This window comes from Acinetobacter sp. AOR18_HL (assembly GCF_027855145.1).
GTDB lineage: Bacteria > Pseudomonadota > Gammaproteobacteria > Pseudomonadales > Moraxellaceae > Acinetobacter > Acinetobacter pittii.
The window spans coordinates 159,210-182,101 of the sequence record NZ_JAKTIG010000005.1 but is presented as its reverse complement, the minus strand read 5'-3'; the positions used below and the strand labels follow the sequence as shown (position 1 = coordinate 182,101).

Sequence of the window (22,892 nt, the reverse complement as noted above, 5' to 3'; positions counted from 1 at the left end):
TTATTATCAGGTATTAGAATTTCATCTACCCAATAATAGTGATGTACTTCACATTTTTTGTCTGTATAAAATCTGCATCGTTTCTTATCAATTAATGTGGATAAAGCAGTATTTATCCACAATTTTATTTCACCCAACCAATTTCTTGAGCTGTAGGTAAACCTATTATTGTTTCATGTAAACCATTCGGCATTTTACTGCTCTGCTCGGATAATGGTGTTCGACCACCCATGATTTCAGCGTCAGTCTGCGGATATAAAGGCTCTTTTTCAGGGTACGCATAACCTAGAGGATAAAGCGGTTGACCAGTTTTTAAATCATATTTGTCTTGTGCCCCAAAGCCATGTAATAGCTCATGAACAATCACGACCTGATTTTGGGAAGCTTGTGTGTTGGTCGCAAATAAATTCACACTACCAATACGACCTTTTTCCAAAGCAGTCGAATGGATCAAAACTTTTTGATAATGGGGATCGTAATAATTTAAATAGAGTTTAAGTGATGCCCCATTATCTTCAGATTGTTGATGTCGCCATGCATAAAAACGGAACTTTAAACTCCACCACATCACATGAAAGATATTGGCATTTTGAGGAACCTCAGGAGGTCGTTGCTGTAATGGCTGGCCTAAACGAATTACAAAGTTTCCTGATTGACCACGATAATGCTGCGACCATTCTCCTAAATAATTTTTTATTTTATCAAAATCAGTGTATTGCAACTGATGAATATAGCTCTCTGTTGTCTGCAAACCATCTGCATTAATAGGATGTAAAACGACAACAATAGGTTGATTCCAGTCTTGGTTTTGATCTCGCCATGCCTGAACAGCAACAATCAATAAAATAATTAACAAACATAAAACTCGAATGTTTTTCCACATTCTTTTTCCCCATGCATTTAAAATTTTCTTTTATTGTTTTAGATATAAAAAATGCTAGCTGAGCTAGCATTTTTTATTGTGGACTTAATTAGCCCTCAACCCATTTACCATTTTGATAAATTAGGCTCCATTTGGTTTGTTTGCCTTCTGGAGTTTCCGAACCTACATATTGTGATTGATTCTTACGACTGAATTTCACAACTGTCGGATTACCTTCAGGGTCCACGTCTGGTGCTTGTAAAATAAATTGATATTTAGGATCAAGCTGAGCAGCAACACTACGCAATTCCGCAACTTTTGGCGCACGTGTTTCACGAATTTTCGGGAATTTACTTGCGGCCAAAAACAGACCAGCAGCACCATCACGCAACACGAAATAGTCATCATGCTTTGTTGAGCGCAAATGTTCCATCTTGATCGGTTCTACACGTGGAGGTGCAGGCTGACCGCTTTTCAAGACCTTACGAGTATTGTCACAGCTTGTACAAGCGAAATACGGACCAAAACGGCCAGTCTTAAGCTGCATTTCACCATCACATTTATCACACGGAATGGTTGGTCCATCGTAGCCTTTAATCTTGAACTCGCCTTCTTCAAGCTCAAAACCGTCACAATCAGGGTTGTTACCACATACATGTAGTTTACGACCACCATCAATTACATAGCTGTCCATGGCTGTGCCACATTTTGCACAACGATGTTTTGACATCAAGTCTGCGGTTTCAGCACCATCATCATCAGAAAGAGCAGCTAAGGACTCAACAGGTGTTAAGTTCAAAGTACCTTTACAACGCTCTTTAGGCGGCAAGTTATATCCAGAACAACCTAAGAATACGCCTGTTGTACCTGTACGAATCTGCATTGGACGTGAACATTCAGGACAATGTACTGCTGGCACTTCAACCGGTTGGTTACGGCGCATTCCGTGCTCGCCCTGAGCATTAGTAAGACGTTTTTTGAAGTCACCGTAGAAAGTATCAAGTAACTCTTTCCAGTTACGCTCGCCTGTTGCAACTTTATCGAGCTGCCCCTCAAGGTCTGCTGTAAATGCATAGTTCATCAAGTTATTGAAACTTTCATCAAGACGATCCGTGACAATTTCACCCATTTTTTCGGCGAAAAGACGACGGTTTTCTAACTTAACGTAGCCACGTTCTTGAATCGTAGAAATAATAGCTGCATAAGTCGAAGGACGACCAATACTACGTTTTTCGAGTTCTTTAACCAAAGAAGCTTCAGTAAAACGTGCAGGTGGTTTAGTAAAGTGCTGACTTGGGTCTAACTTCTCTAATTTTAAAATTTCGCCTACTTTAATTGCAGGCAAAATAATATCGTCATCAGACTTGTTGGCACCACGCACTCGTGTAAAACCATCAAATACAAGCGTACGGCCTTTTGCCTTCAATTCAACATCAGCAGCTTCAACCGTTAAAGTTGAAGATAAATATTCTGCTGGAGTCATTTGACAAGCAACAAACTGACGCCAGATCAAATCATATAAACGCTGAGCATCACGCTCTACACCTGCAAGTTGGTCACCTGTAAGCGCAACATTAGAAGGACGAATTGCTTCATGGGCTTCTTGAGCACCAGCTTTGTTACCATAGCGGTTTGGTTTTGCAGGTAAATACTTCTCACCAAATTGGCTTTCAATATGAGCACGTACCATGCTTACTGCATCATCACTCAAGAACGTTGAGTCAGTACGCATATAGGTAATAAAACCTGCTTCATATAGACGCTGCGCTAGCATCATTGTTTTCTTTACAGAAAAACCTAGACGTGTACTTGCAGCCTGTTGCAGCGTTGAAGTGATATACGGTGCACTTGGATTGACCTTAGTCGGTTTATCTTCACGCTGTGCAACTTTATATTCAGCACCTTTTAAAACATCCAATAAAGCATCAGTTTCAGCTTTATTTTTCAGTTTAAGGGTTTTACCAGCTTGCTTAACTGCTTCAAGACGAATGTCATCTTTCTTGGCTTGAGTATCTGCAAAAACTTGCCAGTATTCTTCTGGTATAAAAGCACGAATTTCTCTTTCACGCTCTACAACCAGTTTCACTGCTACAGACTGTACACGACCTGCCGATAAACCACGGGCAATCTTTTCCCACAGCAATGGTGAAACCATAAAGCCAACAACACGGTCTAAGAAACGGCGTGCTTGCTGAGCATTAACTCGGTTTAAATCTAGGCGTGTAGGTTGTTTAAATGCTTCTTGAATGGCATTTTTAGTAATTTCGTTAAATACCACGCGATGATAACGACTGTCATCACCACCAATAACTTCTCTTAGGTGCCAAGCAATGGCTTCCCCTTCTCTATCCAAGTCCGTTGCGAGATAGATTGCATCGGCATCTTTGGCGAGTTTTTTTAGTTCAGCAACAACATTTTCCTTACCTGGCAGAACTTCGTAATGAGCTTCCCAACCATGTTCAGGATCAACCCCCATACGATTAACTAAAGCCTGACTGGCTTTTTGTTCTTTTTCTGCTTCAGTGAGTTTAGTCCGTGCAGCCGGCTTTTTCTCAGTTGATTTACTGCCACCTGTTGGCAAATCACGCACGTGACCTACAGAAGACTTTACAATGTATTGCGAACCCAGATATTTATTGATGGTTTTCGCTTTGGCAGGCGACTCCACAATCACTAAGGCACGTTTATGTGCAGCAGGTGCAGTAGATGCTGTGCTTTGAGATGCAGAGCGCGAGGTATTCGCCATATAAAATGTTATTCCTATACCAATAAATTTAAAAATCAGGCTTTAGCCAAGTTCAACAGATAAGCCTTCATCTCATCTAATTGTGTTGCTCTCAGGTCTGATTCCTCATCCCAATAAAGCCCTACACAGTTTGCCTGCATATCAATAGCATAAATCCCTTTTAATGCAATGGGAGAATCATTAAATTTCTCATCACCCTGAACCACTTTTAATTTGCCGTCTACAACGCGAGCGCGCATTAAAGATAAACGGGCATCGGGAATCAATACACTATAATAAGCAACCATGCTGGCACGCTTTTCAGTCGCCATTGGGACATGTGTCCATTCAGGTGCAACGATTACACGCGGGTGTAAACCCATTTTACGAGCTTTATCACGCATAATACCAAGTGCCTTTTCACGTGGGCTCACTCTTAAACCAAAAATGGAGCCTAGTACGAAAAGAACAATGATAACGGTAACCCAAATTCCCATATTGTCCATAGCAAAACCTATTAATCTCTTTTATTAGAGTTGCATAAGCTGACCAGAAAACGCAAGTTTCATCATAAAAATAATGCCCGATACAGGGGCAAGCTTCAAAATAGTCAGATTTCACAGTGCAAATTGCGATGAGCTGACACAAATATCATTAAGGATTCGGATGGCCATCAACAAGTGTCAACTTTCCAAACTGGTCAATATGAGCATCCCCCCACTGTTTTAAAGCAAACAGAATTTTCTCAAGACTTTGTCCCAAATCAGTCAGGCAGTATTCTACTTTAGGTGGTACCTGAGGATAGACTTCCCGATGAATAATTCCATCTTGTTCCAATTCACGTAGCTGATTTGTCAGCATTCTTTGGGTAATGCTCGGAACACGCTTTCGAATTTCGTTAAACCTCAAGGTGCCTTCATTAAATAAATGCCAAAGAATGACGCATTTCCATTTTCCATCAATCAAACTAATCGCCGCCTCCACTGAACAACCCGGAGAGCAATCAAAACTTGAATGTCGTACTTTTGCCATTTTACAGTATCCTTTTTGACACTATGAGCGTTATTTGTCTGTAGTCACTTATTTTAAGCTTACGTTATGATCAAACTCTCAACAAGAGGAAGGATAATTATGAAAGCTGTGGCATATCAAAAAGCTGGTCCCATTACATCGCCAGAAGCACTCGTTGATATTGAACTCAATGCTCCTATTGCTGAAGGACATGATTTACTTGTTCGTGTACAAGCTGTCTCAGTAAATCCGGTAGATACTAAAATTCGAAAGAATGTAAGCCCTAAAAATAATCAGTGGAAAACGCTTGGCTGGGACGCAGTAGGGGTAGTTGAAGCGATTGGAGACAAAGTTACTCAATTTAAGATTGGCGATATTGTTTGGTATGCAGGTGCTCTTAATCGTCAAGGTAGTAATAGCGAATTACAACTCGTTGATGAACGCATTGTTGGCCATAAACCAAAAACTTTAGAATTAACCGAGGCGGCAGCTCTCCCTTTAACTGCAATCACGGCTTGGGAGATGTTATTTGATCGCCTGCAAGTTCCAAAGAAAGCGCCAGAAAGCACAACAATATTAGTGATTGGTGGAGCTGGCGGTGTTGGCTCAATCACCATTCAACTTCTTAAGCAGCTGACAAACCTAACAATTATTGCAACAGCTTCACGAGCAGAAACTCAAGACTGGGTTAAGCAACTTGGAGCAGATTATGTGTTAGATCACCGTCACCCCTTAGCAGCCCAAATCAAGCAATTAGGTTTAACTGCACCTTTATATGTGTTCTCAACCACTCAAACAGATCAGCATTTAGCAGATATTGTCGAGTTGATTGCACCGCAAGGCCGTTTTGGGCTTATTGATGATCCTGAACAGTTAGATATCAAACCGTTTAAGTCAAAGTCTGTATCTGTGCATTGGGAATTTATGTTTACACGTTCAATGTTTCAGACCGAAGATATGGTAAAACAAAGTGAACTATTAAATGAAGTCAGCAAGCTGGTTGATGAAGGGAAAATCAAAACAACTGTGACAGAAGTTATAAGTCCAATTAATGCTGAAAATTTAAAACGAGTTCATCAGCAAATTGAAAGTGGCACAACAAAAGGTAAGATCGTCTTACAAGGTTTTTAAACAAAATTGAAAATATTCCCAAATAAAAAGGCAAGTATCGAACTTGCCTTTTTATTAATAGTGAGGAGGTTTATTCGTTAATGGATCAAAAGGGGCAATACCTTCTGACAAATCCGACGATTCCACACGTTGATAAAGAAATTGCATTTGTTTTTTCAAATCAGCTATTTCTTGAGTTTGAATAGCGAGTTGTTGATTTAATTGTTCAACTAAATCATCCAAAAATGTAATTCGCACTTGCAAATCTTCAATGGGTGCGGAAAATGACGCTTGATCATCATGATATGGTGGTTTAGTCATTTAAATCCTCATTTGAGATTCTGGAAAACATTATGGCCTATATTACCCTAAGGGATGTCCAACTTGCTTTTGGCGGACCTGCCCTGCTCGATGGCGCGAACTTTAATCTAGAACGTGGCGAACGAGTCTGTTTAATTGGGCGTAATGGTGAAGGTAAGTCTACTTTACTTAAACTGATCGAGGGAAGCCTATTACCAGATTCTGGTGAAGTTTCCATTCAAAATGGTTTAACAGTTTCAATGTTAGCCCAAGACGTTCCAATGGATTCAGGTAAGGTTGCTGACATTGTCGCAGATGGTGCAGGAGAAGCTGCCGAAGTACTCAGAGCTTATCATGAAGCAACTGATGCTTGTATGCTGGGAGATATGGAAGCTTGTGACCGTATGGGCAACCTACAGCATAAGCTCGACCAACTCGACGGCTGGGCACTCGAAAACAAGGTCAATGCCCTGTTAAGTAAAATGGGACTCGATCCAAATGCAGATTTGGCAGATCTTTCAGGTGGACGTAAACGCCGTGTTTTACTTGCTCGTGCTCTTTTAACGCAGCCAGACGTATTACTTCTAGACGAACCAACCAACCATTTAGATGTTGAAAGTATTGAGTGGCTAGAAAAATTCCTACTCGATCAAAATAATTTAACACTTTTATTTATCTCGCATGACCGCTCTTTTGTAGATAGCATTGCGACTCGAATTGTTGAACTTGACCGTGGCATCCTACGTGGCTACGAAGGCAACTATTCACGTTATTTAGAGCTTAAAGCTCAGCAAATGGAAGCAGAAGAGAAACAAAATGCTTTATTTGATAAAAAGTTAGCTGAAGAAGAAGCTTGGATTCGCCAAGGGATTAAAGCTCGTCGTACGCGTAACGAAGGCCGTGTGCGCGCCTTAAAAGCTTTACGTGAAGAATCGAAAGCTCGCCGTTCACAACAAGGCAAAGTGAGCATGGCGACTCAAGAAGCAAATCGCTCTGGTAAATTAGTATTTGATATTGAGCACCTAAGTGTATCTTATGATGATAAGCCACTGATTAAAGATTTCTCTACACTAGTCATGCGTGGTGACCGTATTGGCCTAGTAGGTGATAATGGTGTCGGTAAAACGACGTTAATTAAAGCCATTTTAGGTGAAATCGAGCACGGTGGTTCTGTTAAGACAGGTACACAATTAGAAGTAGCCTATTTTGATCAATTACGTAATGCCTTAGACCTTGAAAAGACAGTGATGGCAAACGTTTCAGAAGGCTCTGACTTTGTTGATGTAAACGGTAATCGTCGACATATCTATAGCTATCTACAAGACTTCTTGTTTTCACCTGAACGTGCACGTACACCAGTAAAAGCCCTTTCTGGTGGTGAGCGTAACCGTATTTTACTTGCTAAATTACTGCTTAAACCATCGAACCTGATTGTGATGGACGAACCAACCAACGACTTGGACATGGTGACTCTTGAACTACTTGAAGAGATGCTTTCTGAATATAAAGGTACTCTATTACTCATTTCGCATGACCGTGCATTTATGGACAATGTCGTAACATCAACTTGGGTCTTTGATGGTAAAGGTAATATTGCAGAGTACATTGGTGGCTACCAAGACTATTTGCAGCAGCGTCCAGATGATAAAGTCGTAGACCAAAAGTCTGACGTAAAAAAAGCTCAGGCAAAAGCCGAAGCTGAAAAAGCCGCAGCACAAAGTAATGTTAAAAAGGTCAAACTGAGTTATAAAGACCAACGTGAACTTGAGCAACTTCCTGCCGAAATCGAGAAACTGGAAGTTGAACAAGCAGAACTTTCTGACAAGCTGGCAGATGGTTCATGGTTTGTCAGTAATGCCGATGAAGCAACCAAAGCAAGTCAGCGTCTCGCAGAAATTGAAGAGGTATTACTTGAAAAATTAGAACGCTGGGATGAACTTGAACAAATGAGCAAAGGAAATTAATTCACTTTTATTTCCTTTAAAGTAAGTAAAAAAGCCTCCTTAAATTAAGGGGGCTTTTTTCAGAATATCTATAAATTTTTAAAGCAAAAAAGCTATAAAAAGTACATGATAAGTGATTAAGTTTAGTTAGACTTAATAGTTTTAAATAACACTCTGATTGAATATAAGACTTATAAAAATAATTATGTTATATCTACCAATATAATAATATTCGAGTATTTTTCATGCTAGATCTTTCTCAAATTTTAGCATTCGGATTAATCTGTTTGGCAATGGTGCTCACCCCTGGCCCAAACATGATTTATCTTATTTCTCGTTCAATTTGCCAAGGAAAAATGGCGGGATTTATTTCACTCGCTGGCGTTGGCGTTGGCTTCGTATTTTATATGCTTTGCGCTTCTTTCGGGATTACAGCGCTTATTGTTGCAGTTCCTTATGCTTACGACACCATACGTATTGCAGGAGCAATTTATTTACTCTGGCTAGCATGGAAAGCGCTACGTCCCAATGCATCCCCAATTTTTGATGTAAAACAATTATCAGTAGACTCTCCAGCTAAACTATTTTTAATGGGTTTTGCTACAAATCTACTTAATCCTAAAATTGCGATTATGTATTTATCGTTATTGCCACAATTTATTCACCCACAACAAGGCAGTATTTTATGGCAATCCATTCAACTCGGTACTATTCAAATTTTTGTTAGCGTCTCGGTAAATGCGTTAATTGTACTTTCCGCGGGTAGCATTGCCCTTTTTCTTCAACAAAAGCCTCTTTGGGCAAATATACAACGCTGGCTTATGGGAACGGTGTTAGCTGGTCTTGCTGTTCGCATTCTTTTAGAAAATCGTCGATAACCGCGTTTTATTTCCTCATCTTAACCACTCAATTCAACAGTGTATTACGACGATAAATTCAGTTCGTGATACACTTTTGCCAGTTTTAATTTTGAATTCTTTATATCGTTATGAGCCAAAAGCAGACTTATACGCCCGGTGAATTTCAATGGTCCTTTTTATTACCTAAATATTGGGGTATTTGGATTGCCATTGTTTTTTTAATGCTTTTGGCTATTTTACCATGGGCAATTCAGTGGCGTCTGGCTCATGGCTTAGCAAATCTTGCTTGGAGATATTTAAAATCTCGCCGAAAAACAACTATTCGTAATTTAGAAGTCTGCTTTCCCGAATGGTCAGCCGAAAAAGTACAGCAACAAGCTAAGCAAGTTTTTGTAGATATGATGCTTGGTGTGTTTGAGACATTAAACGCATGGTATAAGCCTTACTGGTTTAAAAACCGTGTCACCATTGAAGGTTTAGAACACATTACCAATGCTCAAGCTCAGGGCAAAGGTGTTTTATTATTGGGTACTCACAGCACGCTTCTTGATGCTGGCGGCTATGTTTGTGCTCAGTATTTTGAACCAGATGTTGTCTATCGACCTCAAAATAACCCATTGCTCGATATGCTGATTTATCGTTGCCGTGGCACCATTTATAAAGCACAAATCGACCATGATGATATGCGTGGTTTAATTCGTCACCTTAAAGATGGCGATGCCATTTGGTATAGCCCCGATCAAGACTTTGGACTCAAGCAAGGGGTGATGGCACCATTCTTTGGCGTACCAGCGGCCACAGTAACTGCTCATCGTCGTTTACTAAAAATCTCTAAGGCAGTTGCCGTTCCTTTATATTTTTATCGTCACGGTGATGTACAGGACCCTAAATATCATATTTTGATTGAACCTGCGGTAGACAATATGCCAACTGAAGATGAAGTCGATGATGCAACTCGAGTTAATAAAATTATTGAAAATCAGCTTCGCATCGCACCGACTCAATATATGTGGTTCCATCGTCGTTTTAAGACACGTCCTGAGGGATATGAAGAGATTTATTAAGATAACGCTGTAATGATTTTAAATTGATGACAGACACAGCCTTAATTTAAAGTGAAATTCAAATACTATCCAATAGGCAGACCTTACTTTTTAAGGATAAAAAGTAAGCAAAAATCCTTTGTTCCGCTGATGTTACCTCCTTGTAACACAGCGAAACAGCGACATCCATGTCGCTAGCACGATAGTAAATTCCGGATAATGATTTAGTTTGAAATGATGTATCTATAGATGGTACATCTTTTATAAATGTATAAGGCAAAAAACAATGAAAGTGATGCAACTTCTCCCAGAACTCAATAGCGGTGGCGTAGAACGCGGCACACTAGAAATTGCACGTGCACTGGTTGCACAAGGCCATCAATCTCTGGTTGTGTCTAATGGCGGACGATTAGTGTCTCAACTTGAAGCTGAAGGTTCTATTCACTTAACGCTACCAATTCATAAAAAATCACTTTCAAGCTTGTGGCAAATTCGTTCTTTACGTCGGCTGATTGAACAGCATCAACCTGATATTGTTCATGTGCGCTCTCGTGTACCAGCTTGGCTTACTCACTTTGCCTTAAGAAAAATACCTGCAAACAAACGCCCTCACCTCATTAGCACTGTACATGGTTTCTATTCGGTTAATCGTTATAGTGCCATTATGACTCAAGCTGAAAAAGTGATTGCTGTTTCTGACAGCGTGGTTAAATACATCACTGACCATTATAAAAACTGTCCACCGCAAGATATTGTGCGGATTTATCGAGGCATTGACCCTGCCGCTTTTCCACATAATTACCAGCCCTCAGCACAGTGGTTTAACCAAGTTTTTAATGACTTTCCTGAGCTTGAAAATAAGTTTTTACTTTGCTTACCTGGTCGTATTACACGCTTAAAGGGGCATGAAAGTTTAATTGAACTGATGCAACAACTTCAGTCGCAATATCCTCAGCTACATGCGGTTGTTGTCGGTGGTGCTGATGCCAAAAAGCAAGCTTACTTAAGTGAATTGCAAAGTACTATTCAAAGTAAAGGGCTCGCAGATAAAATTACCTTCGTAGGTCATCGCTCAGATATTCGGGAATGGCTCGCTTTTAGCGATATTGTGCTCTCTCTATCCAATCAAGCCGAAACATTCGGTAGAACAGCCTTAGAAGCACTTTCAGTGGGTTCGCCAGTGGTTGGCTGGAACCGTGGCGGTGTTGCCGAGATTTTATCGAATGTATACCCCCAAGGTCTTGTTGAAGCAGAAAATGAAAAAGCATTAATCGAGACTGTGAAAAAGCATATTGAACAACCTCAAATCGTTGCTCCTGTCACTATGTTTAGCTTAAAAGATATGTGTGATCAAACACTAGAACTTTATCAACGCGTTTTGAAATAACCCAATAAAAAACCCGCGATATTCGCGGGTTTTTTTACAACTAAAAGAAAGCTATCTTATTTAAATGTTGCTTCATAAGCGGCAGCTTTTTCAGAGTCGTATTGTTTTTCCCATTTACTGATTACAAGTACAGCAAGTGCGTTACCAACAACGTTCAAAGCAGTACGAGCCATATCCATAATACGGTCAACACCAGCAATAAATGCTAAGCCTTCAAGCGGGATACCAACAGTATGTAAAGTTGCTAATAGGACAACAAATGATACGCCAGGAACACCAGCAATACCTTTAGAAGTAATCATCAAAGTAATAACCAAGATTACCTGTTGACCGATTGACATATCTATACCATAAAGCTGTGCAATAAAGATTGCTGCGATACTTTGGTAAAGTGTAGAACCGTCGAGGTTAAATGAATAACCTGTTGGGATCACAAAACTGGAAATTGCTTTTGGCGCACCGTAAGCTTCCATTTTTTGCATAATACGTGGTAAAACTGTTTCCGAGCTTGCTGTTGAGAATGCTAAAATCAATTCATCTTTTAAAATCTTAAACAAGATAAAGATGTTGATTCCAAACATTTTTGCGGTAATACCCAAAACCACAAAAGCAAAGAAAAAGATAGCGGCATAAACCAACACTACCAATTTAGCTAATGGAATGAGTGAAGTAAAACCGAAGTTAGCAACAGTTACTGCGATTAAACCAAACACACCCACAGGTGCATATTTCATGATGATGTGCGTTACACGGAACATCGTTTCTGAAACTGCATGAAACACATTTAACAATGGGTCTTTAGTAGTTGCTGGCAATGAAGACAGACCAATACCAAACAACACAGCAAAGAAAATCACAGGCAACATTTCACCGTGTGCCATAGAGTTAACAATATTGGTTGGAATCATGGACAAAATTGTCTGTACCAATCCATGTGACTGAGAACCAACTTCTTGAGCTGTATGCTGATATTGCGAAATATCAGTCGTCACTAACATCGCTTTATCTACACCAGCACCTGGTTGGAAAATATTTGCCGCAACCAAACCAACTAAAATAGCGATAGTCGTAATAATTTCAAAATAGAGAATGGTTTTAAAACCAAGTCGCCCTAAACTTTTCGTACTGCCAACACCTGCAATACCTAAAATCAAGGTAGAGAAAACAATTGGAATAACAATCATTTTAATCAGGCTAATAAAGATCTTACCGAGTGGGGCAAGAACATTATTCACAATACTGTCTCTGATTTCAGGCTGGTTATGTAAAACAGCCCCGACAACTATCCCTAGGATTAAAGCAATTAAAATTTGCCAAGCAAGGCTAAATTTAAAATTCTTCATAAGACAATCCTTATGCACCGCAAAGTATCAAATATGAGAGGGAGAAGACCACTAACTAAGAGTGAAACCTCAACATGCACACTAATTCCCAAACAGAAATTTAAATGTACAAACAAATCACAACCCGCCGATCCGGCGAAGTAAAAAACAATGCCTGTTGACGATCCAACATGTCAACGATCGGCACATTCTATTGAGATTTATTAATTAAACAACCCCAATTTATCTTTAAATAAATCAAAGCCTATATTTATTCCTTAATAAACTATAAAAACAAAAACTTAGATAAAAAAAATTTTATATCTTTTTTCACTAAAAATTGCGCAGATGTATATGAAAACATATGGAGGCTTAACGCGAATTAAATAGATTTTAAAAATAAGATAAACTTGGAAATATTTATGTGATTTGCAATAAATTTAATAAGGTATATAAAAATATCAACCCGAGTTCTGCGTCCTGCAAAACTCGGGTAAATGAGGTTGTGCTTTCAGGTTAATAATTATTTTTATCGTTTCCGTTCCAACATCTGATCCGTGATGCTATTCCATATCAGCGTTATGTATCCTTACGTGGGATTATCCATTCCCGGTTCCGTGTGCCGATGAATGTAGAATAAGGTTTTTATAACCCTCTGCCTATTCGCCCTAGACTCAAATCTTTGTACGATATTGCTTACATCACTTTTTATATTCTTTTTATTTATAAGGCTGTGCAATTTTATCAGTTACTACTTTTTCTTCAGCTTCAGCCTTTGCAATTCCTTCTTGGATGGCTCTTTGCGCCTCTTCTTCATCATCTTGAGTTTGTTCCAGTTCCTCTTGAATATGCTCAAATATTCGACCAGTCTGCAAAACCACATAGACAGGAAAATGATCAGATCCAATATGAGGTAAACGCTGCATCTTCACTAAACCGAAGTCTGTACTATGGAAAATATGGTCTAAAGACCAGCGCAATAAAGGATAGTCCGCATGAAAAGTATTAATAAAATGTCGCCCAACACGCGGGTCAAGCAATCCACTAATCCGTTGAAATAACCGTGTAGTACGTGACCAAGCTACATCGTTTAAATCTCCCATCACAATACAGCTTTCATCTAGATCTTTAATTTGGTCGCCCACAATTAAAAGTTCAGCATCGCGTAGAGTTGAATCCTTCGCCTCAGTTGGACTAGGTGGCTTAGGATGCAAACAATAGAGTTGAACTGGCATACCAGATCGTAAAGTCACAGTTGTATGAATAGAGGGAATTTCATCACTGAGAATAAATTTAACTTCAGTATTTGATAAAGGTAGACGGCTATATAAATGCATGCCGTAGAGGTTATCTAAGGGTACAGGAACGCGATAAGGATAGTCACTTTCAATCTCTCTTAAAGCATTTTCCCATGTCGTATCGCTTTCCAATGTAAGTAGTAAATCTGGTTTTAATGTCCTGATCTGTTCAAGCAATAAATGATACTTATCATTAGGAGTAAGGACATTCGATACGATTAATGAAATCTGCTTTTGTGGATCTAATTGAGACGTCTTCACCTGTTTAACCTGTTTTTTCCAAAACAAGGTATAGGGCAAAATCATTTTAAGCTGATAGGCAATGGCAGCAATGAGCGCAGCCAGCACGACTTCACGCCAGAGATTCCATTCGGTTGGCCAAAACAGCATTCCTATAAAAGCTAAAAGACCAACAAATAGAATCTGCAACCTAGGAAAATCGGCACCACGAAACCACCACTCATCACGAGGAATAAGTGACCAGAAACTTAACCAAATCACCAGACCAGCTAGAACTTCGATATAAATCATTGAATTTTCTCTTTTAAGATGATTTGTTTTTTAAAGTTTTTGTCATCTTTATCAATTTTGTATGTAACATAAACAAGATATTCTACTCAATAAAGATGGTGTTTTGTTTCTGTAACGCTTGCAGTTGTGGACACTTTTGATACACTCAACTCCCCCTAACAATTTTAACGCACCGAGGCAAAATGACATGAAAGTAGGTCTGGTCGGTTGGCGCGGGATGGTCGGTTCCGTCCTTATGCAACGTATGGTTGAAGAGAATGATTTTGCTCATATTGAGCCATTTTATTTCTCTACCAGTAATGCAGGTGGTGAAGCTCCTTCATTTGGTGGTAAGACTGCCCCAGCACTTATGGAAGCTACAGACATTAATAGTCTGAAGCAAATGGATGTCATTATTACCTGTCAAGGTGGTGACTATACGTCTGAAGTTTTCCCACAGTTAAAAGCGACTGGTTGGGATGGCTACTGGATTGACGCAGCTTCAACTTTACGTATGTCAGATGATGCGATCATCGTTCTTGACCCAGTAAACCTTAACGTTATTAAAGACGGCTTGGTTAACGGCACCAAAACTTTCGTAGGTGGTAACTGTACAGTATCGCTTATGTTGATGGGTGTAGGTTCACTTTTCCAAAATAATTTGGTGGAGTGGATGACTGCTATGACTTATCAAGCAGCATCAGGTGCTGGCGCACAAAACATGCGTGAGCTAATTACTGGTATGGGCTACTTATATAACAATACTAAAACATTGTTAGATGATCCTAAATCTGCAATTTTGGATATTGATCGTCAAGTTGCTGAGTTACAACGTGGTGAAGGTTTCCCATCTGCTAACTTTGGTGTGCCATTAGCGGGTTCATTAATTCCTTACATTGATAAGCAACTTGAAAACGGTCAATCAAAAGAAGAGTGGAAAGGTCAGGTTGAAACCAACAAGATCTTGGGTAACTCACAAATTGTTCCTATCGACGGCCACTGTGTCCGTATTGGTGCGATGCGTTGCCACTCTCAAGCGCTTACTATCAAGTTGAAAAAAGATGTGCCGCTTGATGAAATCGAAGATATGATTTGTACTTCAAGCCAATGGGCGAAAGTTGTACCAAACACTCGTGAAGCGTCTATGACTGACCTTACACCTGTTGCTGTAACTGGTACCTTAACTGTGCCTGTAGGTCGTCTACGTAAACTCAACATGGGTAAAGAATATCTAGGTGCATTTACAGTGGGTGACCAGTTACTCTGGGGTGCTGCTGAGCCTTTACGTCGTATGTTACGTATTTTAGTTGAATACAAAAGCTCATAATTTGATTTGAATTATTCAGTCAAAATAAAAAGCCGATCACATTAGATCGGCTTTTTCGTAACTGGTTTGTGAAAATTTTACAATTTATTTACATTTCATTATTGTATAATTTTGAATGACTTTACGACTTATTAGGTCATGGATTGAGATGACTGTTTATAACAAATTAAAAATTGCCATTTTCACCATTATGTCTTCGCCTTCTATTTATGCGATTACATTAGACCCTATACAAATTCAGTCCGCACCTGGCGATTTGTTATATGCCGAAATGAATTTTCAACAAGCTGACCCCAACGCTAATCTACAAGTCAGTCTAGCGACTCCTGAAGATTTAAGCGCGTTAGGCGTAACTCATCAGCCGCCCGGAAATCTTAATTTTTATACACGCCAAAACGGTCAAGGCTCAGGGGTTATTGTAATTACCTCATCTCGCCCTGTGATTGATCCTGAACTAAATATTGTAGTAAAAATTAGTGAAGGTTCTGCCACACGTTTGCAGCATATCAAAACCGTAATTAAGCCTTCTTCTATAAAAAAGACTGAAAATAACGAAAGTACTTTGTCACCTCAGTTTATTGTCAATGAAAAAGACATTGCTCTAAATCTGCCAGAAAGTACTAGATATGCATCACCAACTTCGGCCTCAACTACAAATAATTCAAATGATGAACACAGTCTTAGTATTAACGTTGGAACTGCTCCAGCAATAAACACAAATTCATCCAATACACTTAGTGCAAATCCTTCTACTCAGGTTGCTCAACAAGTTACAACAGCTACTACTCCAGATCAGACAGAAATTAAACCAACCAGCGCTAAGACAGCTACAAATAATTCACCAAAAACTCCGGTCAAAAATCTAACAGCGCAAAAGAAATCTGTATCTCAAAAAGCGCTTAACCAAAATCCTGCGAAGAAACAATCGTTAAGTTCCTACAAAGGACCAGCATCATCAGGTAAATATGTGGTACAGCGAAATGAGTCTTTATGGAGCATTGCTAATCGTATTGCCGCGAAAACAAAACAACCTGTTGCGAAAGTCATGCATGATATTCAAACACAAAACCGACATGCTTTTATTCAAGGTGATGTAAATCGTTTGCGTCAGGGAATCGCACTTAACCTAGCTCACTCTCCTGCAGCTAAACCTCATCAAAACAAGTCAAAAACAGATATCGCACATACTGCAAAATCAACTTCTGGCAAAGCAAAATACCGTTTACAACAAGCCGAAATGAGTATTGTGGCTGAAAACAGTCAAAATTCTACACATGGAAGTGCTAAAAAGAGCACACAACAAAGTCAAAACAATACTGAGTTAGCAGTAAAAGTTATGACAACAAGAGAAAAAACCGTTACATTACAAAGGAATGTAACCAAACTAAATCAAACTTTACGTTTAAAAGACCAACGTATTCAACTTCTGAATGCACGTTTGGCAGAGTTACAACAGCAGTTACAAGCACAGCAACAGACTCATAAGCAAAAGCATTAAGTTAAAACCAGAGTCAGCTCGCTTTATATTGCAAATATTTATTTTTTAAGGGGAAAGTAATGTTATATGTGATTCCATTCATCATATTGCTCGTGGTCGCTGTCATTTTAAAAAAACGCGAAAATAGCCAAAAGCAAGAGTCGAATTCCCCTAAAACAATAAATAGAAAAACCAATAAAAAAGCGAACTCTAAATCAAGTAAAAACTCGCGTGAAAAAACTAAAGTAAATGTAGTTGAAGAATCTATTCCCTCTACTCCACAAAGCAGTCCTGTTCCAGACGCTGTTCGTCAGAAGATTCAGCTACTTATTCAAGAAAAACAATTCTCAGCCGCTGAAGCTCAAGTCAATCAGGCGCTCAAAAAAGATAATACGCAACATGAACTTTATTTATTGCTACTTGAGATTCATATTGCACAAAAAGATGAGTTTGCAATAACTCAACTGATTAGCCATATTCGTAGCTTAGCGCTCAATGAAATAGCCATTCAAGCAGAAGCCAGACAAAAAGAATATGAGTCATCAAGACAACCAGATGCGATCGATTTTCCTCAAGCTCAAACATACCAAGAGCCAAAAAATACATCTGATGCAACAGCTCAGTTTGATCAATTAACAACAAGTTCTTCTGAAACTTCTTTTTTTGATGAATTGCAGCAAGACTATACCCCTGTAAAGCAAGAACCTGCTGTTGAAGTTGAACCTTTAGAGTTTAACTTTTCATTTGAGCAAACCACGACTACCGAAAGTACCAGCCAACCAACACACAAATCAGAGTTATCGCCATCTCAAGAAACAAATGAGCTAGCTGACCTAGAGTTTTCTTTTGACTTGGCACCTCTGCATGAATCTGAGGAAAAAAACCAGACAATAGCAGCACCAGCAGCTCAAGAGAACACCAATGCTTTGGATTTTAATCTTGAATTAACCCATGAAGATCCAGAAGTAAAACCTAATGAACAGATCTCATCATTAGATGAGCTTAAATTGGTAGAACAAGCGCCATTAGACTCGAATTCAATCGCACCTCTTGAGTTTTCGCTAGACGAGCCTGCATTAGTTACAGCACCAGAGATTGAAACTCAAAACCTTGTAGACTTAGTACGTGAAGAAACTACCCCAGATCAAACCAAAGATCCCCTTGTAGAAGCTTTTCCAGAATTAAAACAGTTAGATGAAAATGAACTTGATCTAAAACTAGCTGAGCAATACATCAAGTTAGGAGCCTACCCAGCAGCTCAAGCCTTATTGGCAAGCAATGAGCAAAAATTCAACACAGAACAACAACAACGCGCGAAAAACTTACTTAATCGCATAGCTTCTTAGAACTGTTCGATTTACCATAAGCAGTCAGAGATGACTGCTTTTTTATGCCTGCAAAAATATGAAAAAAATAGCCTTATTTTATATGGGTGGTACTTTTGGTTGCATTGGTGAACCTCTAGCTCCTATGCCTTATGAGCAATTCTTACCTCAACTTGAAAAAGTGATTCCCCCACACTTAACAGTTGACTGCTTTGCTGCACCCAATATTGTTGATAGCAGTGCATGCACGGCACCTGATTGGTTACGCCTGATTCAACGTATACAACAACTACAACTTGAAGGTTATCAGCATTTCGTTGTTATTCATGGTACAGACACGCTCAGTTATGCGGCTGCGACCCTAGCCCGCTTTTTGGGCCAAAGCTGTCATATTGTGATCACCGGTAGCCAATACCCGTTACTCAATATTCAAGGCGATAACACCCGTGAATTTACTGATGCAATTGAAAACTTATATCTTGCACTAGAACAAGTGATTGCTTTACCTGTGGGTGCTTATCTCGCATTCCACCATCAAGTATTCCACGCGCAGACTGCATTAAAAACGCATACGACTGAACTCGATGCATTTTCAGGGTTAAGTAGTGAAGCTGAGTTTACGCCTCAGCAAAATGAATTGATCGTACAAGATGCCCAAATTGAACGAGCTGCTTCCTTCCAGATTTTAAACTGGATGATGCAACCCATTGCAACACAGCACTTAGTACAGCAATTACGTCATTTACTTTCAGCCCCACCACACTTTTTAGTGTTACAAGGTTTTGGTACTGGCAATATTGCAGTAAACCAAGAATTACTTGCAACATTAGATGAGCTTTACACACGTGGCTGTGTTCCGATTCTTACCACTCAGGTGACATTCGGTGGTATTGATCAACGTTATGCGATTAGTGCATGGACCAAAACTGCAAAAATTGTCATCAGTGATGCACATAGCCATGCAGATCTCTATGCAAAAGCACTTCAAATCTATTTAAAATACCCAACCCCAGAACAATGGCTAAGCCATTGGAACGAAAATTTGCATTAAACAGAGGTAAAGCCATGCAACGTTATGCAGTCGGTATTGAATTTAGCGGAGTTCAATACCGAGGTTGGCAAACACAACAGCCAGGCGTTGCCAGCGTTCAGGAAACGATCGAGCGTGTACTGAGTAAAATTGCAGATGAGCCCATTGCACTTCACGGTGCGGGTCGTACTGATGCGGGAGTACATGCAACAAATATGGTGGCGCACTTTGACACGAACGCTATTCGTCCAGAAACGGGGTGGTTAAGAGGGGCAAATAGTCAACTACCTAAAGATATTTCCATTCAGTGGATTAAACTGATGGATGAAAATTTTCATGCCCGCTTTAAAGCGACTGCTCGACGTTACCGCTATATCATCTATAACGCACCGCATCGCCCAGCACTATTACACAAGCAAGTTACGCACATTTACCAAAAGCTAGACGTGCAAAAGATGATTAAAGCTGCTAGTAAATTTGAAGGAACGCATAACTTTGAAACTTTCCGTGCAGCAGCATGTCAATCAAACCAGCCTGTTCGACATGTAAAACATTGCCGTTTATTTGAACATGGACGCTATTTAGTTTTAGATATTCAAGCAGATGGTTTTTTACACCATATGGTGCGTAATATTGTCGGTTGCTTACTCGAAATTGGTCAAGGTATGTATGAGATTGATCATATCGATGCAATGTTTGCGGCGCAGGATCGTAAGGCGGCTGGGGTAACAGCCCCACCCGACGGTCTTTATTTTATTCAGTGTAATTATCCTGAACAGTTTGATTTGCCGCAGCCACCACTTGGGCCACATTGGCTAAACTTACCGGAGTAAGCTTAGCCAACTTTACATATACTTATCTAGCGATGCTGCTTACGCTTACGGTATTCCACAGGTGTTTCATTCGTCCAACGCTTAAATGCACGATAGAACGTACTTGGTTCAGAGAAACCTGTTAAATACACAATACGTTCAACACTCTCATTGGTATTTGCCAGAAGCTTTTTAGCCAAACGACAACGATAGTCAGAAAGTATTTGTTGAAAACTGGTATTTGCCTCACTGAGCTGAGTACGTAAGCGACGTGGAGTAATATTCAACTGAGCAGCAACCGTTTCTAGCGTCGTTTCTCCACTTTCAAGTGTTGAACCAATCGCACGGCGAACTTCGCCCACTAAATCATAGCGAGCCAATTCCTGTAGTTTTTCAATCGCGAGCTGCTCATGCAACTGCAATAACTCAGGCTCTGCTTGCCAAAGCTGAAAATCTAGAATAGCTGGATCAAAATATAAACGTGTCTCTTTCTGACCTAAGCTAACTGGGCAACCAAATACACGGAAATATTCATCCTCAGAAGCTCCTTCGCTAAAATTAAAATCGATGAAGATAGGATGAAATTGTCCTTCAGTAATGAACTTAAAAAATCTAAGCACGCCCGAAATTGCACATTCAGAGAAATGACGATTGACGAGATTGTCAGCACCAATCTGTTCACCATTGGTTAAATAACAACGTCCTTCTTCAACTACTAGTTTTGCATCAAATGCATCACTAATCAGTCGCTGATAAGCTAAGGCACGTTTTAAGCCTTCACCAAAGGTTTCACTACTAATAAATAGATGTTCAATCACCTGCCCTCGATACAAAGGCAAATGCTCACCTAAATGCAGACCGATGTCTGGATCTTTACTGACTTCCTGAGCGGCAGTCCAAAAGGCGTACTGTGCACTTAACGGTGTACGTGCATTGGTATCGACCTGATTTAAAGCAACTCCCGCTTTGGTTAATATTTCTTCTGTTGGCAAACCCGCACGACGAATCGCTTGGTAGCCAAAGCGTAATACAACTGATGCATCTGTTAGCTGACCCACGCAGTGCCCTTCCATGTAGATACTTCATTGATATTTAGGGCTGTTGACCTTTATGCAATTAACAGTCCCTAATAACTATGATTTTAGATTAGCGTTGATTGACCAAACTGACAACAGAATTACACTTCTTTTGTGAAAAAAATTACATCTTTTTTTATTAGTCATACTTTAACCAGATGCTTTAGCAGAAGTGTGTCTATCTTGTTTTTTTTAAAAAAATTGACTATAATTTGCGCCTTTCCAATTTGATCATCAGGTAGGCTATGGCCAATAAAGAGGAACTCATTGAGTTCGAAGGCGTTGTCACCGAAACGCTTCCTAATACGATGTTCCGTGTACGTCTTGAAAACGGTCACGAAGTTATTGCACACATTTCTGGTAAAATGCGTAAACACTATATTCGTATTCTTACTGGCGACAGTGTAAAAGTCGAAATGACTCCATATGACTTAACTAAAGGTCGTATTACGTACCGTGCTCGCTAATTAGTGAATGCAAAAAAGCCACTTTATGATGTGGCTTTTTTATTGCGTTATTTATTCACTTAAGCGACTGGTTTTACATCCCACCGTTTGGCATTCACGCAATCTTTCTTGCAGCCAATGGTTTCTTTCTTGCGTTGTCTGTAAACGACATTGCACGTCTACACTATTCCTATTTGAATCTGTACACTCGGCGTCACGTTGACGTATCCATGCAAGCTGAGACTTCTTAAGAATATTTTTCTGCGCGGTGTTTAACTTTACTCGCAGTGCTTGATAATTCTTATTCAAATCTGCATCAGCACTCGCATAAATTTTATTTGTACAGTAAATATCATCGTAAGTATTGCGGGCACTATCACAGTTATCTGCATAGACTGAAGTCATGCCAAAGCTGCATAAAAAAGCAAAAACTATTTTTCTCATACTATTCGTCCTTAAGTTTTCTATAAAATTATTATTAAAGTAGTTCGGAAGTAATTGATAAATCGAAAGACAAATTTACCTTCCATTTATCATAATCCTCCTTTTTTACTTTACAAGCTTGTAAATACAACCTATTGTTCTTTAATAATAAATATAATTTCATATAGTGAGAAAAATGAACATATATACCCGCTGCCAAATTGGCTTATTATCTTTCATCATTATTTGTCTTAACGGTTGTGCTAGCCACCCACGTCAATCCGTAGATTTACAGGAATATTTAAAAGGCTTTTTAGGAAAATCATCGGCGACCATTCAACAAGATATCAATCTACGTAGTCTTGGTTTTCAAGTCGCCAATACACCGCAAAAAACACCCAATCAGCTCATCTATACGATTTTGCGTCCTTTAAGCATTCCTATTCCGATGGTGAGTAATGTTGATATGAGAGGAAGCTCTATTCCTGTCCAATCAGGAAATCTGAGCGGCAATTCTTATGATATTAATTTCAATTGCAAAGTGATTTTCCAGCTTAAAAATGACATTGCCGAGTCAATTCAATATGAAGGTAAAGCCTGTTAAA

General features: G+C 39.5%; 21 protein-coding genes. 12 read left to right on the top strand and 9 right to left on the bottom strand.

Annotated features, from left to right (window positions below; all coding sequences use genetic code 11):
• Positions 1-124: 124 nt before the first annotated feature.
• The 4 genes from MKL51_RS01605 to MKL51_RS01590 form a co-directional block, all read right to left on the bottom strand.
• On the bottom strand, positions 125-883 hold the full coding sequence (locus tag MKL51_RS01605; RefSeq protein ID WP_005079175.1) for a hypothetical protein: 759 nt from the start codon (positions 881-883) through the stop codon (positions 125-127).
• Between the two features lie 88 nt (positions 884-971).
• Entirely contained in the window at positions 972-3,608 is a 2,637-nt protein-coding gene (gene topA, locus MKL51_RS01600; protein ID WP_005079182.1) for a type I DNA topoisomerase, read from the bottom strand.
• Between the two features lie 35 nt (positions 3,609-3,643).
• Positions 3,644-4,093: a hypothetical protein gene (locus tag MKL51_RS01595; RefSeq protein WP_002114763.1), complete on the bottom strand. Its 450-nt coding sequence runs from the start codon at positions 4,091-4,093 to the stop codon at positions 3,644-3,646.
• A 148-nt stretch (positions 4,094-4,241) separates the two neighbouring features.
• Positions 4,242-4,619 (bottom strand): winged helix-turn-helix transcriptional regulator, encoded by a 378-nt coding sequence (locus MKL51_RS01590; RefSeq protein WP_005079187.1) that lies wholly within the window; start codon positions 4,617-4,619, stop codon positions 4,242-4,244.
• 99 nt (positions 4,620-4,718) lie between these two features.
• On the opposite strand from MKL51_RS01590, the gene MKL51_RS01585 reads away from it, so the two are divergent.
• Positions 4,719-5,729: a zinc-binding alcohol dehydrogenase family protein gene (locus tag MKL51_RS01585; protein ID WP_005079189.1), complete on the top strand. Its 1,011-nt coding sequence runs from the start codon at positions 4,719-4,721 to the stop codon at positions 5,727-5,729.
• A 54-nt stretch (positions 5,730-5,783) separates the two neighbouring features.
• Here MKL51_RS01585 and MKL51_RS01580 read toward each other — a convergent pair whose 3' ends face one another.
• Positions 5,784-6,029 carry a SlyX family protein gene (locus MKL51_RS01580; RefSeq protein ID WP_002115104.1) on the bottom strand — a complete coding sequence of 82 codons (246 nt, stop codon included), beginning with the start codon at positions 6,027-6,029 and terminating at the stop codon, positions 5,784-5,786.
• A gap of 32 nt (positions 6,030-6,061) precedes the next feature.
• On the opposite strand from MKL51_RS01580, the gene MKL51_RS01575 reads away from it, so the two are divergent.
• From MKL51_RS01575 to MKL51_RS01560, 4 genes are all read left to right on the top strand, one after another.
• Positions 6,062-7,972: an ATP-binding cassette domain-containing protein gene (locus MKL51_RS01575; protein WP_002114959.1), complete on the top strand. Its 1,911-nt coding sequence runs from the start codon at positions 6,062-6,064 to the stop codon at positions 7,970-7,972.
• A gap of 224 nt (positions 7,973-8,196) precedes the next feature.
• Entirely contained in the window at positions 8,197-8,829 is a 633-nt protein-coding gene (locus tag MKL51_RS01570) for a LysE family translocator (protein ID WP_005079191.1), read from the top strand.
• A 110-nt stretch (positions 8,830-8,939) separates the two neighbouring features.
• Positions 8,940-9,875, top strand: coding sequence for an LpxL/LpxP family Kdo(2)-lipid IV(A) lauroyl/palmitoleoyl acyltransferase (gene lpxL, locus MKL51_RS01565; RefSeq protein ID WP_005066053.1), 936 nt, complete (start codon positions 8,940-8,942; stop codon positions 9,873-9,875).
• Between the two features lie 265 nt (positions 9,876-10,140).
• Positions 10,141-11,241: a glycosyltransferase family 4 protein gene (locus MKL51_RS01560; RefSeq protein ID WP_005079192.1), complete on the top strand. Its 1,101-nt coding sequence runs from the start codon at positions 10,141-10,143 to the stop codon at positions 11,239-11,241.
• A gap of 56 nt (positions 11,242-11,297) precedes the next feature.
• Here MKL51_RS01560 and gltP read toward each other — a convergent pair whose 3' ends face one another.
• Positions 11,298-12,584: a glutamate/aspartate:proton symporter GltP gene (gltP, locus tag MKL51_RS01555; RefSeq protein ID WP_005079193.1), complete on the bottom strand. Its 1,287-nt coding sequence runs from the start codon at positions 12,582-12,584 to the stop codon at positions 11,298-11,300.
• 698 nt (positions 12,585-13,282) lie between these two features.
• Positions 13,283-14,392, bottom strand: coding sequence for an endonuclease/exonuclease/phosphatase family protein (locus tag MKL51_RS01550; protein ID WP_005079194.1), 1,110 nt, complete (start codon positions 14,390-14,392; stop codon positions 13,283-13,285).
• Positions 14,393-14,579: 187 nt separating this feature from the next.
• Between MKL51_RS01550 and asd the strand changes: the two genes are divergently transcribed.
• The 5 genes from asd to truA all read left to right on the top strand — a co-directional run bounded on the left by asd (position 14,580) and on the right by truA (position 20,363).
• A complete protein-coding gene (gene asd, locus MKL51_RS01545; RefSeq protein WP_005079195.1) occupies positions 14,580-15,698 on the top strand; it encodes an aspartate-semialdehyde dehydrogenase in 1,119 nt (372 codons plus the stop codon).
• 148 nt (positions 15,699-15,846) lie between these two features.
• Positions 15,847-17,196 (top strand): type IV pilus assembly protein FimV, encoded by a 1,350-nt coding sequence (locus MKL51_RS01540; protein ID WP_005079196.1) that lies wholly within the window; start codon positions 15,847-15,849, stop codon positions 17,194-17,196.
• A gap of 59 nt (positions 17,197-17,255) precedes the next feature.
• On the top strand, positions 17,256-18,521 hold the full coding sequence (locus tag MKL51_RS01535) for a hypothetical protein (protein ID WP_005079197.1): 1,266 nt from the start codon (positions 17,256-17,258) through the stop codon (positions 18,519-18,521).
• Between the two features lie 58 nt (positions 18,522-18,579).
• Positions 18,580-19,551, top strand: coding sequence for an asparaginase (locus MKL51_RS01530; protein ID WP_016805986.1), 972 nt, complete (start codon positions 18,580-18,582; stop codon positions 19,549-19,551).
• A 14-nt stretch (positions 19,552-19,565) separates the two neighbouring features.
• Positions 19,566-20,363 (top strand): tRNA pseudouridine(38-40) synthase TruA, encoded by a 798-nt coding sequence (gene truA, locus MKL51_RS01525; RefSeq protein WP_005079200.1) that lies wholly within the window; start codon positions 19,566-19,568, stop codon positions 20,361-20,363.
• A 26-nt stretch (positions 20,364-20,389) separates the two neighbouring features.
• Here truA and MKL51_RS01520 read toward each other — a convergent pair whose 3' ends face one another.
• Positions 20,390-21,400, bottom strand: a complete 1,011-nt coding sequence (locus tag MKL51_RS01520) for an AraC family transcriptional regulator (RefSeq protein ID WP_005066032.1) — start codon at positions 21,398-21,400, stop codon at positions 20,390-20,392.
• Positions 21,401-21,663: 263 nt separating this feature from the next.
• Here MKL51_RS01520 and infA point away from each other — a divergent pair, with 263 nt between their 5' ends.
• Positions 21,664-21,885 (top strand): translation initiation factor IF-1, encoded by a 222-nt coding sequence (gene infA / locus MKL51_RS01515; protein WP_001284370.1) that lies wholly within the window; start codon positions 21,664-21,666, stop codon positions 21,883-21,885.
• 51 nt (positions 21,886-21,936) lie between these two features.
• On the opposite strand, the gene MKL51_RS01510 is transcribed toward infA, so the two are convergent.
• Positions 21,937-22,308, bottom strand: coding sequence for a lysozyme inhibitor LprI family protein (locus MKL51_RS01510; protein WP_005079207.1), 372 nt, complete (start codon positions 22,306-22,308; stop codon positions 21,937-21,939).
• A 175-nt stretch (positions 22,309-22,483) separates the two neighbouring features.
• On the opposite strand from MKL51_RS01510, the gene MKL51_RS01505 reads away from it, so the two are divergent.
• Positions 22,484-22,891 carry a hypothetical protein gene (locus tag MKL51_RS01505; RefSeq protein ID WP_005079209.1) on the top strand — a complete coding sequence of 136 codons (408 nt, stop codon included), beginning with the start codon at positions 22,484-22,486 and terminating at the stop codon, positions 22,889-22,891.
• The last annotated feature ends 1 nt before the right edge of the window (position 22,892 follow it).